We start from the raw sequence: 15,329 nt of genomic DNA on the forward strand, positions 1-15,329 counted from the left end.
GGATTTTCGTCAATGTCCGACAAGACCGGCGTCAAGGGCGACATCGTCCGCATCATTCTGCTCGGCCTCGGCCTCGCGTCGATCTCGAGCATCGTCTATCTCGCCGGGCCGTTCATCGCCTTCGGCGGCTGGCGTCCGCTCGAGAATGAGATCGTCCGCGAGATCGTCATCGTCGTCATCGTCGCGCTGGCGGCGGCGGTCGCCGGCTTCTCCTTCTGGCGGCGGCGCAAGAACGCCAAATCACTGGCCGATGGCGTCGCCGACGCCGCGGCCGACGAGGATGATTCCATCGTGCTCGGCGAGCGCATGAAGGACGCGCTCGCGACTTTGAAGAAATCCGCCAAGGGCGGCTCCACCTATCTCTATGATCTGCCCTGGTATGTCATCATCGGCCCGCCCGGCGCCGGCAAGACGACGGCGCTGGTCAATTCGGGCCTGCGCTTTCCGCTGTCCGGCGGCGCGACGCCGGAGGCGATCGCCGGCGCCGGCGGCACGCGCTACTGCGACTGGTGGTTCGCCGAGGACGCCGTTTTCATCGACACTGCGGGCCGCTACACGACGCAGGATTCCGACGCCGCGCTCGACAAGCGCAGCTGGTTCGCCTTTCTCGATCTCATGAAGAAGCAGCGTCCGCGCCAGCCGATCAATGGCGTGCTGGTGGCGATCAGCGTGCAGGATCTGCTGCTGTGCTCGCGCGAGGAGCGCGCCGCCCATGCGCGCGCCATTCGGGCCCGCCTCATCGAGCTGCATGAGCGCTTGAAGGTGGATTTCCCCGTCTACGCCGTTTTCACCAAGGCCGATCTCGTCGCCGGCTTCACCGAATTCTTCGCCAATCTCGACAATGACAAATTGCAGAGCGTCTTCGGCGCGACCTTCCAGACGGCCGACAAAAAGCTCAATCTCGTCGCCGATATTCCGCGCGAGCTCGACGCGCTGATCGAGCGTCTGAATCAGAACATGCTCGACCGTTTGCAGGAGGAGCCCAATCCCGCCAATCGCGTGGCGCTCTACGGCTTCCCCGCGCAAATGGCGGCGTTGAAGCGTCCGGTGCATGATTTCCTCAACGCCATTTTCGAGCCGACGCGCTATCACTCCAACGCCAATCTGCGCGGCTTCTATTTCACCTCCGGCACGCAGGAGGGCACGCCGATCGATCAGCTCATCAATGCGCTGGTCAAGAATTTCGGCGCGCATGATGTCGGCGGCATCGGCTTCCGCGGATTGGGCAAGAGCTTCTTCCTCTATGATCTCGTCGAGAAGGTCGTTATCGGCGAGGCCGCCTGGGTGTCGACCGATCCTCGCGCGGTGCGGCGCGGCTTCTTCCTGAAGACGGCCGCTTTCGCGCTCATCGCGCTCATCAGCGCGGGCGCGAGCTTCGCGATGTGGAAGAGCTACGCCGCCAATGCGGAATTGACCGCGACGGCGCAGACTCTGGCGCGCGAATATGCGGCCGACGCCGCCTATCCGCTGACGCGGCAGATGGTCGTCGAGGATCGCGACTATGGAAAAATTCTCGGCCTGTTGCAGACGCTGCGCGAGGCGCCGACCGGCTACGCGCATCGCGGCGATCCCGAATCCTTCTTCGAAGGATTGGGCTTCGGCCAGCGCCCGCGTCTCGTCGAGGCCTCCGTCGCTTCCTATCGTCTCGCGCTCGAGCGTCTGCTGCGGCCGCGGCTTCTGTTCCGCCTCGAGGAGCTGCTCGAAGCCAATCGCGACGATCCGGGCTTCATCTATGAGGCGCTGAAAGTCTATCTGATGCTCGGCCATGCGCGCACGCCGGTCGATCGCGAGGTGATCCTCGCCTTCGAACGGCGCGACTGGCGCGACAATCTGTTCCGCGGTCCCTTGGCCGACAACGCCAAGGCGCTGGAGCAGCATCTCGACGCCATGCTCGAGCTGGACAATGGCGAGCTGCTCATCCATCCCAATCAGACGCTCATCGACGAGAGCCAGAAAACGCTCGCGCGGCTGAAACTCTCCGAGCGCGCCTATGAGCTGCTGAAATCGGAAGCGCGCACGCTCGACATCGCCGATTGGACCGCGCCCGGCGCCGGCGGCCTGCTGTTCGATCAATTGTTCGAGGAGACGAGCGGCAAGGATCTCGACAGCATTCGCGTGCCGGGCTTCTACACTTACGAGGGCTTCAAGCGCGCCTTTCTACGCGGGCTTCCGGGCATATCCGATCGCGTGCGCAAGGAGCGCTGGGTGCTGGGCCGCCCGGGCGCGGAGGAGACGCTCGGCGACGAATATCGCTCGCTCGGCAATGATCTGCTGGCGCTCTATGGGCGCGATTTCGACGCCGGCTGGCGTGGCGCGCTCGCGCGGCTGAAGATGAAGCGTCTCAACGCCGACAAGCCGCAATATCGCGCGCTCGGCGCCGCGACCGCCTCCAACTCGCCCTTGAAGGCGCTGTTCGAATCGGTCGTGGAGGAGACGTCTCTCACCAAGGAGCGCAAGCTGCGCAAGGAGGCGCCGGCCAAGGACGCCGCCGCCGCGCCGCAGATCGCGCTCGGCGATCTCTTCCCCGGCCGCGGCGATCGTCCGCTGGGCGAGGAGATCGAGAAGCGCTTCGTCCCCTTCCAGATCTGGCTGGACGGCTCGGGACCGCGCAAGCCGATCGACGAGCTTCTGGCCGAGCTCAACGACATCAAGGACAATCTCGTCGTCGGCGCCACGCTGCCGGAGAATTCTCCGCAGGCGAATGCGGCGCTCGCCATGCAGCTGAAGAAATTCCGCGGCACGGCCGATCGCCTGCCCGAGCCTTTCCGCCCCATGCTCACCGGCGCGGCCGGCGATTTCGATCGCGCCGTGCTCGATTCGGAGCTGAACCGGCTGACCTCCGCCTTTCGCGAGCAGGTCGCGACCTCCTGCCAGCAGCTGACGCCCGGCCGCTATCCTTTCGTCAAAGGCGCGGCGAGCGAGATCGGCCTCGCCGAATTCGGTCGGCTGTTCGGGCCGAATGGGATACTCGACAGCTTCTTCAAGCAATCGCTCGCCAAATATGTCGACACGGCGAAATCGCCCTGGGCCTTCCGGCCGGACTATCCGCTGACCGGGCGCCTTTCGGCGGCGAGCCTGCGCGAGTTCCAGCGCGCCGCGCAGATTCGCGACGCCTTCTTCCCCTCGGGCGGCAACGTGCCCAATCTCGCGCTCACCGTATATCCGCCGCCGCTGAGCGGCGCGGGCCGCACGGCGAAATTCGAGGTCAACGGCCAGGAGGCGAGCGCGGTCGCCGGGACCTCGGTGACCCCGCGCGCTATCCAATGGCCGGGCGCCGGCGGCGGCCGCGCGGCGGTGAGCCTCTCGACCGAGCTCGCGCCGAGTCAGACCGCCGCGGCGGACGGCTCGGCGCCGGCGGCCGCGCCCATCGTGCTCGAGCGTTTCGGCGGCTGGGCGCTGTTCCGCCTGCTCGACGCCGCCGGCCGCTCCTATGCCGGCGACCGGCTGAACGCGAGCTTCTCGCTCGGCAAGCAGACGCTGAGCTTCGGCTTCCAGGCGGGCTCCACGCTGAAGCCGCTCACTCTGCCGGCGCTCACCGAATTCCACTGTCCGACGCAATTGTGAGGGACGTGCGATGCGGCGCGGACTCTTCGGCAAGCTGCAGGCGAAACGGGATTTCGTGTCCCAGGGCGCGCCGCGCGGATTTCTCGCGGTCTTCGAGCCCTGGATTCAGGGCGGCGTCGCCTCCAGCCGCGCGCAGCTGGCAGGGGACTGGCAGGCGGCCTATCTCACCGCGCCCATCTGGCGCTTCTGGCTCGGGCCGCAGCTCTGTGGCGGCGTGACGGCGATCGGCGCCTTCATGCCGTCGATGGACGGCGTCGGCCGCTATTTTCCGCTCAGCGTCGCGATGTTCGCCGAGGCGGGCGAGCGTCTTCCTGCGCCGGAGACCGATCCGCAGGAGCGCTGGTTCGCGGCGATAGAGGATTTTCTGCTCTCGACGCTGGAGCCGGGCCTCGCCTTCGAAGCGTCGCTCGAAGCGCTGGAGGCGCTGCCCACTCCGATGTTCGACGAAACGCAGGCGCGAATGCCGACCTCGGAGGCCGCGGCGGCGCGCGTCGGCGAAGCGGGTTTCGGCGAGGCCTGTCGCCTCGCGCGCGAATCGCTCGCCCGCGCCCGCGCCGTCGCCGATCAGAGCTTCTGGTGGACGGAGGGCGGCGAGGGTTTTGCGCGCGTCGCGCTGGCGTCGAACGGCCTGCCCGATCCGGCAATCTTTACCGCCATGATCACCGGCTGCTTCGCGCTCGATGCGCCGGACGGCGAGGGGGGCGCGCCATGACCGATCTCCGTGGGGCGGATCTCCGCGCGATGCGCGCCTTCGCGCTCTCCGACAAGGGCAGGGTGCGCGCGGAGAATGAGGATAATTTCCTCTCGAAGCCGCAGACCGGCCTCTTCGCCGTGGCCGATGGCATGGGCGGCCACGCCGCCGGCGCGACGGCGAGCGCGGTGGTCATCGACAGCCTCAGCCGCGTCGCCCCGCAGGGCGCGGCGGCCGAGCTGCGCCGCCAATGCGAGGCGGCCCTGCAAGGCGCGCATCGCGATATCCAGCGCCAGGCGGCGCTGCGCGGCGTCGCGACAATGGGCTCCACCGTCGTCATGCTGCTGACCTTCGACCGCTATTACGCCTGCCTGTGGGCCGGCGACAGCCGCGCCTATCTGCTGCGGGGAGGCGATATCGTGCAGATCACCATCGACCACACGGAGGCCGAGCAGCTGCTCGCCGACGGCGTGCTGACGCCGGAGGAGGCGCGCAACTGGCCGCGCCGCAATGTCATCACCCGCGCGGTCGGCGCCGGCGAGACTCTGGCGCTCGATTTCGTCAATGGCGAGCTGTTCGAGGGCGATATGTTCGTGCTCTGCTCGGACGGGCTCACCGGCCATGTCGCAGCGGCGGAGATCGCCGGCCTCGCCTGCGGCCGCGCGCCGGAGGAGGCCTGCCGCGCGCTGATCGATCTGGCGCTCGCGCGTGGGGGGACCGACAATGTCACCGCGCTCGTCGCCGCCTATCGGCAGCAGGAGGAGGAGCCGACCCGCTTGCGTCCGGGACGGGAGGAGTCCAGAGAAACGACGAGGCCGCGTTGAAGACATTCACGCGGACCATCTCACATTCATGTCGTGCGAGAACCGGAATTTCAGAGCGATAAAATGTCTTACCCGCCGGATGTCCAATCGATCCACGGCGCCTTGCCGCCCGGCACGCGGCTCAACGCCAATTACGAGATCGACGCCTTTCTGAAGGCGGGCGGCATGGGCGACGTCTATCGCGGCCATGAGATCGAGACCGGCGACACGGTCGCCATAAAGCTCATTCGCGATCAGCTCGCCGGCGACGAGGCCGTGCTGGCCATGTTCCGCAACGAGGCGCTGGCGCTGCGCCGCATTCATCACGAAGCCATCGTGCGCTATTTCGGCTTCACGCTGGAGCCGCAATTGCGCCGGCATTATCTCGCCATGGAGTTCGTCGAGGGCCAGCCGCTCTCCGACATTTTGGACCGCGGCCCGCTGCCGGCGCCGCAGGTTCTCGCGCTGATGCGCCGCATCGCCGCCGGGCTGCAAGCGGCGCATGAGCAGAATGTCGTCCATCGCGACGTCTCGCCGGACAATATCATCGTGCCGGAGACCGGCATCGCCCGCTCGCGCATCATCGATTTCGGCATCGCCCGCTCGCTACGGGTCGGCGACAGCACGGTGATCGGCTCGGGATTCGCCGGCAAATACAAATATGTCTCGCCGGAGCAGCTCGGCCTCTTCGGCGGCGATGTGCGCGCGGCCTCCGATATCTACAGCCTCGGCCTGGTGCTCGCGGCCTGCCTCCTCGGCAAGCCTTTGCCGATGGACGGCACGCAGGTGGAGGTGATCGAGCGCCGCCGCAGCCTTCCCGATCTCTCCGCTATCGATCCGATGATGCGGCCGATCATCGCCGCAATGCTGCAACCGGACCCCGAGGCGCGGCCGCGCAGCATGGCCGAGCTCGCCGTCTGGGCGCCCGACGCCCAAGAGCGCGGCTCCACCGTCTTCGCGCCGCGCGGGGCGCGATCGCCTGTTCCGACGCCCGCATCCGAGCCGCCGCCGCGGCCAGCCGAGTCGGCGAAGGGGGAGAAACCACGGCGCGTCGGCGTCCTCGTCGGCTTGCTCATCGGACTCGTCGCGCTCGCCGCCGCGGGCTTCGGCGGCTGGCGCTATCTGCATCACGACGCGCCGGCGACGACGACCGGAGTCCAGACCGCCACGACGACGGACGTCGCCGCCGCGAACGCCGAGCCGCCGCTCCTCGATCCGCCGCAAAAGCCCGTCGAGACGCGGCCCGATCCTTTCGTGCGGCTGCGCGAATACGCCCGCGATTTCGACGGCGGCGATTGCTTTTTGGCCGTCGTCGGCGAGATTTCCGCCGGCGAGGCGCAGATCGAGGGCTATGGCCGCGGCCGCGAGCCCTTCGACGCGCTCGACAAATCGTTCAAGGACGCGACGGGCGTCCCGGCCGCGATCAGCGTCCGCAAGGTGATGGCACCGCAATGTCCGGCGCTGGGCTTCGCCAAGAAATTCATGGACGTGCGTGAGCCTCTGCGCTTCGACGTCGCGCGCACGCAATTGCAGCGCAGCGGCGACAAGCTCGAGGGCGCCATAGAGACGCGCGCCGAGAATGTGCGTTTCCTCATAGTCGACGACGACGGACTGGTGAATGATCTCAGCGCTCGGCTCGGTCAGGAGCCGGGACGGCGCGATTTCGCGATGGAGCTGCGCGCGACCCGGCCCGGCCCGGTGCTGCTGGTGGCGATCGCCGGCGCGACGCCCATCTCCCTGGCCGGCGCCGCCCGCGCGGCGACCGCTAAGGACGTGTTCGCCAAGCTCGCCGAGGAGCTCGCCGATGCGTCGCCGCCGCCGGCGGTGGCGCTGAAATATGTGCTGCTGGTCTCGGGGCGCTGAGCGCCGTGGGGGGCTGGCGAAGAATAGCCCCGAGATTTTTCGAACTCGGACTTTTGGAGCTCGCATTTTCCGGCGTTGCGCCGGGCGGAGGTTGCTCATGGCGCGATCAGTGACGGAGGATTTCGCTCGATCGTTTCGCGCGGCCCTCGCCGGCTTCCTTCCCCCGGCGAGCGGGGACATCCTCCTCGCCCACGCGACGTCATGGCCGGGCTTTCCCCGGCCATCCACGCCGGGACGCCGGGGCGTCTCGAAAATTTGGCGTGACGCTGACGCTCCGGTGAGACGTCCGCCTTGGGATGAATCCGTCGATAGCGGGCGCTTTTCTTCGGTTTCTCTGCGGCTCGGCGTGGATGGCCGGGACAAGCCCGGCCATGACGGCTGCAGCGTCTCTGCCGAGCAACCCCACCCCGGAGGGTTTCGCCGTCCGACCCTCCCCGTGAAGGGGAGGGTGACGCCCCTTCTGGCATTGGCGACGCTCGCTCTTCTGCACGGAAACGCGCTCGCCGACGACCAGCTCATCCGCAGCTTTCGGCAGGGCGGCGACGTCGCCTCGGTCGGCGTCGTGGAGGCCGGCGCGGACACCGAGATCGAGGGTCCGCAGGCGATCTATTCCGGCGCGGAAGGCGAGATCTATCTGCTCGATCAGGTCAACGGCCGCGTTTTGCGCTTCGATCCGCGCAAGCCCGCCGAGGCGACGCGCTCGCTCGAATTGCCGAATGATCTGCGTCCGACCGACATCGTCGTCGCCAGGGACACGATCTATGTGTGGGACGAGGGCCCGCGCGCTCTACAGGCGACCGGCCCGCAGGATGCGCAAACGCGCAGCCTCGCGGTGACGCGCTCGGTCGCCGCGCCGGACGACGCCACCCTCTCCGCCTTCGCGCAGACCGGCTCGCAAGCGATAAGCGACGAGGCCGACGCCACGCGCGGACTGACCGACGGCAAGCCGGCGCGCTCGCGCCAGATCATCGCCTCGCATGGGCGCGGGCAGGTGGTCGCCGATGTGAGCCCGCTCGACAAAAAAGCGGTCTCCATTTCCTTGCAGATCAAGGACGGGGCGGCGCTGGCCAAGCTCAAAATGCAGGTGCGCAGCCGCATCGGCTCGGTGGAGCTGCTGGACGTCGATCAGCGTGGCCGCATTTTCGTGCTCGGCGAGAATGTGCCGACCGATGCGACCGACGAGGCTTCCACCTTCGTGGCCCGCTACGCCGCCAATGGCGCGCTCGAGGGCGTCTATGAGCTGCCGTTCGACAAGCAGGTGGCGTTGTCGCGCCGTTTCGTCACCGTCTCGGCGGAGGGCGATGTCTATTTCCTGCGCACGCGCAAAGGCGCGGTCGATCTGCTCGGCGTCGGCTTCCGCCCGATGAAGAACGGGCAGGTCATCGATCTCGCGCCGCCCGCCGCCGCCATTCCCTCCTATGCGCTGACGGATTTCGGCAAGCGCAAAGGCGCCACGGCGGCGATGCGTCCGCTCGATCGCACGCAGGTCATCCAGACCGCGCTGCAATTCGCCAATGTGCGCTGGCGCGTCAACGCCGGCGCCTATGGGGCCGATCCAGACCGCGGCTGCAGCGGCTTCGCGCGCATAAGGCGGCCGGGCTATTTGCACGGCAAGATGGGTCAGGAGGTCGTCGGCATTCCCTATTGCTGGGGCTGCCATGGCGCGCTGCCGCGCATAGCGGCGGAGATCGGCGCCGGCCGGCTCGCCGGCAATGTCTGCACCCGCAACGATCCGCGCCCGGATGTCGCCGGCGTCGATTGCTCGGCCTTCGTCAGCGCCTGCTGGGGCCTCTCCACCCATTTCACGACAATGGCCATCCCGGCGATCTCGCGCGAGTTGAGCAATCCGTGGGACCTTCTGCCCGGCGACGCGCTCAACAAGCCCGGCTCGCATGTGATGCTGTTCGTGCGCTTCACGCCCGACCGCCGCGCCGAGGTGATCGAATCCTCGACCGGCGGCTGCAATGGCAAAGTGTGCCGCAACATCTATCCGCTCGGCTCGCTGCTGGCGCGCGGCTATCGCCCGGTGCGTTTCCGCGGCCTCGCCAATGACATGAGCGCGCCGACGCCCATCGCCGCCGTCGCCGCGGCGACGCCCATGGGCAAGACAAAGCCGGAGACAAAGCCGGAGGCGCTGGACCGCAACGGCGCCGAGAAGCCCGCCAAGGGCGCGGTCAAGACGCGGACGCGGTGAGAGCGGCATGATCCTGCGCCTGCGCACAGGCTCGGAGACGCTGATCCTCGGCCCGCGCTCCGCTTTCGCGGGCCTCGCCGGCCGCGACCGCCGCGCGCTGGTCAGCGAATATGAGGTGCGCCGGCGGCTGCGTCTCGCGCTCGCCGATCCCGAGGGCGCCGATGCGCTGCGCCGCGCCTTCGCGCTTTGGCGGGAAGAGGGCGCGCGCATTCGCGAGGCCGACGATCGCGCGCTGATCGATCGCGTCGCGCGCATGAGCCGCAATGGCGCGCTGGCGGCTTTCATCGTTCAGGATCGCGCCAAGGGTCTCGGCGTCTCCATGGCCGCCGCGCCGCCGGGCGACACGAATCTCGCCAGCAAGAATCTCGCCGGGATGAATCTCGCCGCGATGACCATGCAGGAGCGTCTGGCGACGACGCTCCGCCTCGTTCCGAATCATTTGAGCGGAACGACGAAGCAGGCTTTCGCCGCGCTCATCGAGCCCGAGGCGCTGGCGATCACGGTCGAGGTGCTGGCGCTATGGGCGATCTCCCATGCTTTCGGCGCGGGCGAGGCGATCGACGCGCTGCTGCTGGGGGCGGGCGTCTATTTCGGCGGCGCGCAGGTCTGCCAGGGGCTGCATGCGCTGTTTCATGCGCTCGATCTCATCCGCATGGCGCAGAGCGCGGCGCAGCTCGACGAGGCGGCGGCGATTTTCGCCGAAGGCGTCGCCAGGCTCGGCGTCGCCGTTCTGATCGCCGCGCTGACCCATGGCGCAGCGAAAAAAGCCGCGCGCTGGACCGAGAAGAAGCCGAGCTTGCGCAACACGCCGCAGGAGAGGGCGCCGAAGGCGGAGAGGTTCGAGGAGCGGCCGGCGCGAACGGAACGCCCGCCGCCGCAGCAAAAACAATCGGAACCGCTCGAGCCGACAGCGAAAGTCGCGGCGGCTCGGCTGCGTCAGCAAAAGCTTCTCGATGAGAACGTCGGATACAATGTGAGTCCGACCGGCTGGGACAGATATCCGACCATCGGCCGCAAGGGGACGTATTTGACGGATCAAGAAGCGATTTCGAGCGTCGTCGGAGAGGCGAAGGGATCGGTGGCGACGATTTCGAAAGAGCGCGCCGACGCGCTGGAGCAGGCAATGGGTCTCGAGCCAGGCTCGCTGGCGAAAGGATTCAAAATCCGTAGAGTGGAAGACATTGCGACTCTCGCGCCTCGCAGCCCTTTGGAAGGCAATTCGCTCTTCCTCGGTCCCGGCCGGCATTTGCCCGGCGGCGGACCGGAAATCGTCGTCGACTCGATCCCGACGACGGACTCGGCCACAGTCAAGACTCTAACAACGGTTCTCGTCCAATGACAGCCACGACGCCTCCTCATGTCACGCGCGCCGACGGCGACGACGTCGTGATCGCATCGCCGACGGACGACTTCAAGGACGCCCTCGCTCGAGCTGGTTATTCGATGGCGGTCGAGAGCGGAAATCTCGTTGTCGCCACGGCCGACGACGACGCGAAAGCCGCCCTTTTCGCCGAGATTCGAAAGGCGGGAGGCGCCTTCGCCGTCGGACGGGAATGGTCCCCGGCGGAAGTATTCGAAATGCTGCGAGACCAGGGCCTCCTTTCCGGCGCTTTCACCGAAATTGGCTGGCGTGGTCCAGGAAGCTGGTTCACACGAACAAACGGATAGCGCTCGAGCGCGTCGACCTGTGCGAGAACGCACATGGTCGTCGCTTCGTTTCCTGTAAGCATCGTTGCGGTAGGTGGAACGGACTGCTAATCTGACAGCCGTTCTGCCGTTCAACCGGCGTTGGCGAATATGACGAAGCATTGGAAAAATTTCGTCCTTGCCCTCGCGAGCCTCGTTCTCGCGGTCGCCGTCGCGTCTCCCGCCTTCGCCGAGCGCCGTGTCGCTCTCGTGCTCGGCAACGCCGAATACGACCATATCGCCAAGCTCAAAAATCCGGTCAATGACGCCAGGGACGTCGCCGAGACGCTGCAGAAGGACCTCGGCTTCGAGGTGATCGCGCTCGTCAACGCCCGCAAGGACCAGCTCGACGGCGCGCTCGCCGATTTCTCGCGCAAGGCCGCCGGCGCCGATGTGGCTCTCTTCTATTACGCCGGCCACGGCGTGCAGAACGAGGGCAAGAATTATCTGCTGCCGACCGACATCGCCGTGAAGGACGTCGCCGACGTCGAGTTCAAGGCGCTGGACATGGACCGCGTGCGGCTGGCGCTCTCCAAATCCGCCGGCGTCAATATTCTCATCCTGGACGCCTGCCGCAACAATCCTTTCGACAGTCTCGTCACCGCCTCGCGCTCGGCCGACGGCGGCATGCTGCCGCGCGGCCTCGAGCGGATGGCCGTCGCGGTCAACAAGGGCGCCAAGGGCATTCTCGTCGCCTATGCGGCCGCGCCGCACGAGGTGGCGCTCGACGGCTCGGGCCGCAACAGCCCCTTCGCCGAGGCGCTTCTCAAGAATCTGAAAGCGCCGGAGGTCGAGATCCGCCGCCTGTTCAATCTCGTCAGCGACGATGTCGCGCGCACGACCAAGGGCAAGCAGTCGCCGGAAATCTCCAGCCGCATCTATGGCGATTTTTATTTCCTCAGCCCGGACGAAATGGCCGAGCGGGCGTGGCAGAAGGCCTCCAAATCGCAGGAGCCCGCCGATTTTCGGAGCGTCGTGACGCTCTATCCGACCTCGCCCCGCGCCCGCGACGCGCAGCTGCGTCTCGATCTCTTCGACAGCGTGCAGCGCTGCAACGCCGAGCAGAAGGAGCTCGACGCGATCGGTCCCGACGATCTTTCGCGCCTGCGCGCCGCGGCCGGGCGCTTCTCCTGCGACGCCGCGCGCAAGGGCGCCGAATCGCTCGTCGCCAAGGCGGAGGAGAAAGAGCGTCGCGCGCTGGCGAGCTGCGAGACCGACAATAAGGCGCTGAGCGCTCTCGGCGAGGAGAACCTCGCCGGCCTTCGCGCCGCCGCCGCGAAGATGAGCTGCCCGGACGTTCGCCGCCGCGCCGGCGATCTCGTCGCCCGGCTCGAGGCGAAGGAGGCGCGCGAGCGCGAGACCTGCAACGCGGATCTCGCGGCGCTGCATTCGCTCGCGCGTGACGATCTTTTCGGGCTGCGCGCCGTCTCCAGCCGCCTCGCCTGCCGCGCGGCGATCGAGGAGGCCAAGCCTCTCGTCGCGGCGCTGGAGGCGAAGGAGCAGCGCGAGCGCGAGACCTGCGACGCGGAGCGCAAGACTTTCGCCGCCGTCGATCCGAGCGATCTTGCCGCCATGCGCGCCGCCGTCGGCCGCATGAGCTGCGCCGCCGCGCTGGACGGCGCGCGCTTCGTGCTCGCCCGCCTCGAGGAGAAGGAGCGCCGCGAGCGCGACATTTGCGACGTCGACCGCAAGGCGCTGGGCGCCGCCGGCGTGAGCGATGTCGCCGCGCTGAAATCCGCCGCCGCCAAAATGCGCTGCGAGGCGGTGCGCAACGACGCCAATCTGCTGGTCGCCGAGCTGGAGAGCAAGGCGCTCCGCGTCGAAGGGCAGAGCTGCGACGCCGAGCGCAAGACCGTCGCCGGCATGGGCGGCGACCTCGCGCGGCTGCGCGCCGCCTCGCTCGGCCTGAAATGCGACGCGGCGCGCGACGACGCCAAGGCCCGCCTCGCCAAGCTCGAGGAGCAGGAGCATCTCGCGCGTCAGACCTGCGACGCCGAGCGCAAGACGCTCCGATCCAAATCCGACGACCTCATCGCTCTGCGCGCCGCCGTGCTGGCGACGACCTGCGAGGATGCGCGCAAGGACGGCAAGGCGCTGGCGATGGAGCTCGAGAAGAAGCAGCGCCTCGCCAAGGAGAGCTGCGACGCCGATCGCAAGGCGCTGGACGGCAAATCCGGCGATCTCGCCGGCCTGCGCGCCGCCCTCGCCGGCATGAGCTGCGATGCGGCGCGCGCCGACGCCGGCCGCAAGATCGCCGAGCTCGAAGGCGCCTGCGCCGCCGATCGCAAGAGCGTCGCCGATATCGACGCGGCGGGCTTCGACGCGCAGCATCGGCTCGGCGCGCTGCATAGCCGCAAATTCTCCTGCGCCGATGCGCGCGGCGATCTCGACAAAGCGCTCGCCGGCGTCGAGACGCGCGTGCGCGCGGCGCAGACGCAATTGAAGACGCTGGGCTGCTATGCGGCCGTCGCCAATGGCAAGCTCGACGAGCCGACCAAATCCGCCGTCGCCGCCTATGCGAGCAAGAAGGGCGTCGCCGCGCCGAGCCGGCTGACGGATGAATTCGTCGCCGAGCTGCAGAGCCAGACCGAGATCGTCTGCCCGCAGCAGTCCGCTCCGGTGGCCGCCAAGCCCGCGGAAGCGCCGGTCAAGGATGCGGTCCGGGAAGAGGCGGCTCCGACCGTCAAGGCGGCCAAGCCCGCCACCGCCCGTCGCCACGACGAGGATGACGAGCGGCCGGCGCGCGGCGGCAAGCGCCATGCGATCGTGGAGCCGGTCGCCCCGCGTCACGCGCGCGAGCGGGCCCCGGCCGCGCGTCCGGCGCAAATGGCCCGTCCGGCGCGTTCGGCCCCGCCGGTCCAGGCCGCCGCGCCTGCGCCGATGGCGGCGAAGCCGCTCTCATGGTCGCATAATCCGGGCTTCTGAAAACCGCGTTCAGGCGGCGGGACTGCGGGTCAGCCCCCACAGCGCGAAGGTCGCGAGCGCCGCCTCCACCTTCGCGCGCGTGTCGCCCGTCCCGGACGCGCTCCCGGACATTGCGTCGACGAGCGCGTCGATCGTCCGCGTTCCATCGAGCAGCGCCAGAAAATGGCGTGTGTCGTCGCCTTCCAGCGACACTTGCGAATGCCGATAGCTCGTCACCGAGCCGAGCCCGAGCCGCGCCTGGGCGCGCGCCAGCGGATTGGCGAAAGGCGTTTCGCCGGCGTCGCGGCCGACGGGAAAAGGCTCCGTCGCCAGCCGCGCCATATTGCCGGCGTAGAGCCGCAGCAGCGCCGCCCGCGCCGGCGCCTCGGCGGCGATCTCGTCTATGGGGAGCGCGCGCGGATAGGCCTCGCCGAGCCTCCGCATGGCCGCGGCGAAAGCCGGATCGCGCGTCGAGACCTCGCCGCGGCCCGCGGTCTTGAAGGCGAACTCGCCCTCGCCGACGCTGGCGTCCACGAAAGGCTCGAGCGGCGCCTCGAGACAGAGGCCGGAAAGACGCTCGGGCGAAAAGCGGCGCTCCAGCGGCGCTCCGGCGCGGCAGAACAGGCTGCGACGAAAAAACCGCGTCTCGACGAAATCGAGCGTCTGCTCATAGGCGATCTGATCGCCGCCGGTGAGCGGCAGCGATTTGCGCCACAGCTCGCTCTCCCACAGCGCGTGCTCGACGAGCGCGGGATCATTGTCGCAAAGATAATCGAGCCCCTGCGCGCGCGCCTTGCGGACGACGTCGGAGAAGAGCTGCGGATCGTAGATCTCGCCGAGCTCGTCATGGAAGATGAGCCCGTCCGGCCGCCCGAGCCAATCGCGTGTCTCCATCTCGAGCGCCTTGCGAAAGGCGTTGTCGCTCGCCGACCATTGCTCGGCGTAGAAGCCCGCCGCCGCGCGCGCCGCCGCGATCTTGCGCTCGGGCTCCTCGACGCCGGCGACGGCCGCGAGCAGCAGGTCGCGCACGCCCTGGCGCAGCCGGCATCCGGGCAGCGCATTATAGCTGATCATGGCGACGCCGCGCGGCGACAGCAGCCGGCCGCACAGCGCCAGCAGCGCGTCTTGCACATCCTTCGGCGCCCAAGCGTAGACGCCATGCGCGATGATATAATCGAAGGAGCCCGCCGGCGCGTCGAAATCGCGCAGATCGGCGCATTCGAGCCGAAGATTGCCGACGCCGGCCGCCGCGATCAGCTCGCGGCCGGCGGCGACGGCGCGCTCGGAGAGATCGACGCCGACGAATTGCGCGCGCGGCGCGCCGATCGCCATGCTGGCGAGATTGACGCCGTCGCCGGCGCCGATCTCCAACAGGTTGCAGCTCTGGAAGGGCGCGGCGGCGCGCCCCATCAATTGCGCGAGGGCGCCGAGCTGCGTCGGATGCGTCCAATGGCGGACCGCGTAAGGATAGTCTTGCTCGTCATAGACATTGCTCATGGGAATGGCTCGCAATATCGGCGCTCGCGAAAATGCGCGCGGCTTCCTATCGATGCTCTTATGCCGCCGATCCTCGATGAATTCCCGCGCTCTGGCAAGGCGCGTCGAGCTGGCGCGTCGAGCTGGC

General features: G+C 68.2%; 9 protein-coding genes. 8 read left to right on the forward strand and 1 reads right to left on the reverse strand.

Features of this window, described 5'->3' with window-relative positions; all coding sequences use genetic code 11:
* Positions 1-12 precede the first annotated feature (12 nt).
* The 8 genes from tssM (at position 13) to VIF40_RS05335 (ending at position 13,726) form a co-directional block, all read left to right on the forward strand.
* Positions 13-3,564 (forward strand): type VI secretion system membrane subunit TssM, encoded by a 3,552-nt coding sequence (gene tssM, locus VIF40_RS05300; protein ID WP_331936478.1) that lies wholly within the window; start codon positions 13-15, stop codon positions 3,562-3,564.
* A gap of 10 nt (positions 3,565-3,574) precedes the next feature.
* Positions 3,575-4,276 carry a type VI secretion system-associated protein TagF gene (gene tagF / locus VIF40_RS05305; RefSeq protein ID WP_331936479.1) on the forward strand — a complete coding sequence of 234 codons (702 nt, stop codon included), beginning with the start codon at positions 3,575-3,577 and terminating at the stop codon, positions 4,274-4,276.
* Positions 4,273-5,079 (forward strand): PP2C family protein-serine/threonine phosphatase, encoded by an 807-nt coding sequence (locus VIF40_RS05310; protein WP_331936480.1) that lies wholly within the window; start codon positions 4,273-4,275, stop codon positions 5,077-5,079. Before tagF ends, VIF40_RS05310 begins: the two co-directional genes overlap by 4 nt.
* Positions 5,080-5,142: 63 nt before the next feature.
* A complete protein-coding gene (locus tag VIF40_RS05315) occupies positions 5,143-6,921 on the forward strand; it encodes a serine/threonine-protein kinase (RefSeq protein ID WP_331936481.1) in 1,779 nt (592 codons plus the stop codon).
* A 448-nt stretch (positions 6,922-7,369) separates the two neighbouring features.
* Positions 7,370-9,115 carry a hypothetical protein gene (locus tag VIF40_RS05320; protein ID WP_331936482.1) on the forward strand — a complete coding sequence of 582 codons (1,746 nt, stop codon included), beginning with the start codon at positions 7,370-7,372 and terminating at the stop codon, positions 9,113-9,115.
* A 7-nt stretch (positions 9,116-9,122) separates the two neighbouring features.
* Positions 9,123-10,454, forward strand: a complete 1,332-nt coding sequence (locus VIF40_RS05325; protein WP_331936483.1) for a hypothetical protein — start codon at positions 9,123-9,125, stop codon at positions 10,452-10,454.
* Between the two features lie 47 nt (positions 10,455-10,501).
* Positions 10,502-10,783 (forward strand): hypothetical protein, encoded by a 282-nt coding sequence (locus VIF40_RS05330; protein ID WP_331936484.1) that lies wholly within the window; start codon positions 10,502-10,504, stop codon positions 10,781-10,783.
* A 129-nt stretch (positions 10,784-10,912) separates the two neighbouring features.
* Positions 10,913-13,726 (forward strand): caspase family protein, encoded by a 2,814-nt coding sequence (locus VIF40_RS05335; RefSeq protein ID WP_331936485.1) that lies wholly within the window; start codon positions 10,913-10,915, stop codon positions 13,724-13,726.
* A gap of 9 nt (positions 13,727-13,735) precedes the next feature.
* Here the strand turns inward: VIF40_RS05335 and VIF40_RS05340 are convergent, their stop codons facing one another.
* Positions 13,736-15,202, reverse strand: a complete 1,467-nt coding sequence (locus VIF40_RS05340; RefSeq protein WP_331936486.1) for a class I SAM-dependent methyltransferase — start codon at positions 15,200-15,202, stop codon at positions 13,736-13,738.
* Positions 15,203-15,329: the final 127 nt, after the last annotated feature.

The organism is Methylosinus sp. (assembly GCF_036560965.1).
In the GTDB taxonomy this organism is placed as follows: Bacteria; Pseudomonadota; Alphaproteobacteria; order Rhizobiales; family Beijerinckiaceae; genus Methylosinus.

Excerpts from the sequence above, each read along its gene's own strand:
- tssM (WP_331936478.1), top strand. The coding sequence starts at position 13 with ATGTCCGACAAGACCGGCGTCAAGGGCGACATCGTCCGCATCATTCTG.
- tagF (WP_331936479.1), top strand. The coding sequence starts at position 3,575 with ATGCGGCGCGGACTCTTCGGCAAGCTGCAGGCGAAACGGGATTTCGTG.
- VIF40_RS05310 (WP_331936480.1), top strand. The coding sequence starts at position 4,273 with ATGACCGATCTCCGTGGGGCGGATCTCCGCGCGATGCGCGCCTTCGCG.
- VIF40_RS05315 (WP_331936481.1), top strand. The coding sequence starts at position 5,143 with ATGTCTTACCCGCCGGATGTCCAATCGATCCACGGCGCCTTGCCGCCC.
- VIF40_RS05325 (WP_331936483.1), top strand. The coding sequence starts at position 9,123 with ATGATCCTGCGCCTGCGCACAGGCTCGGAGACGCTGATCCTCGGCCCG.
- VIF40_RS05335 (WP_331936485.1), top strand. The coding sequence starts at position 10,913 with ATGACGAAGCATTGGAAAAATTTCGTCCTTGCCCTCGCGAGCCTCGTT.
- VIF40_RS05340 (WP_331936486.1), bottom strand. The coding sequence starts at position 15,202 with ATGAGCAATGTCTATGACGAGCAAGACTATCCTTACGCGGTCCGCCAT.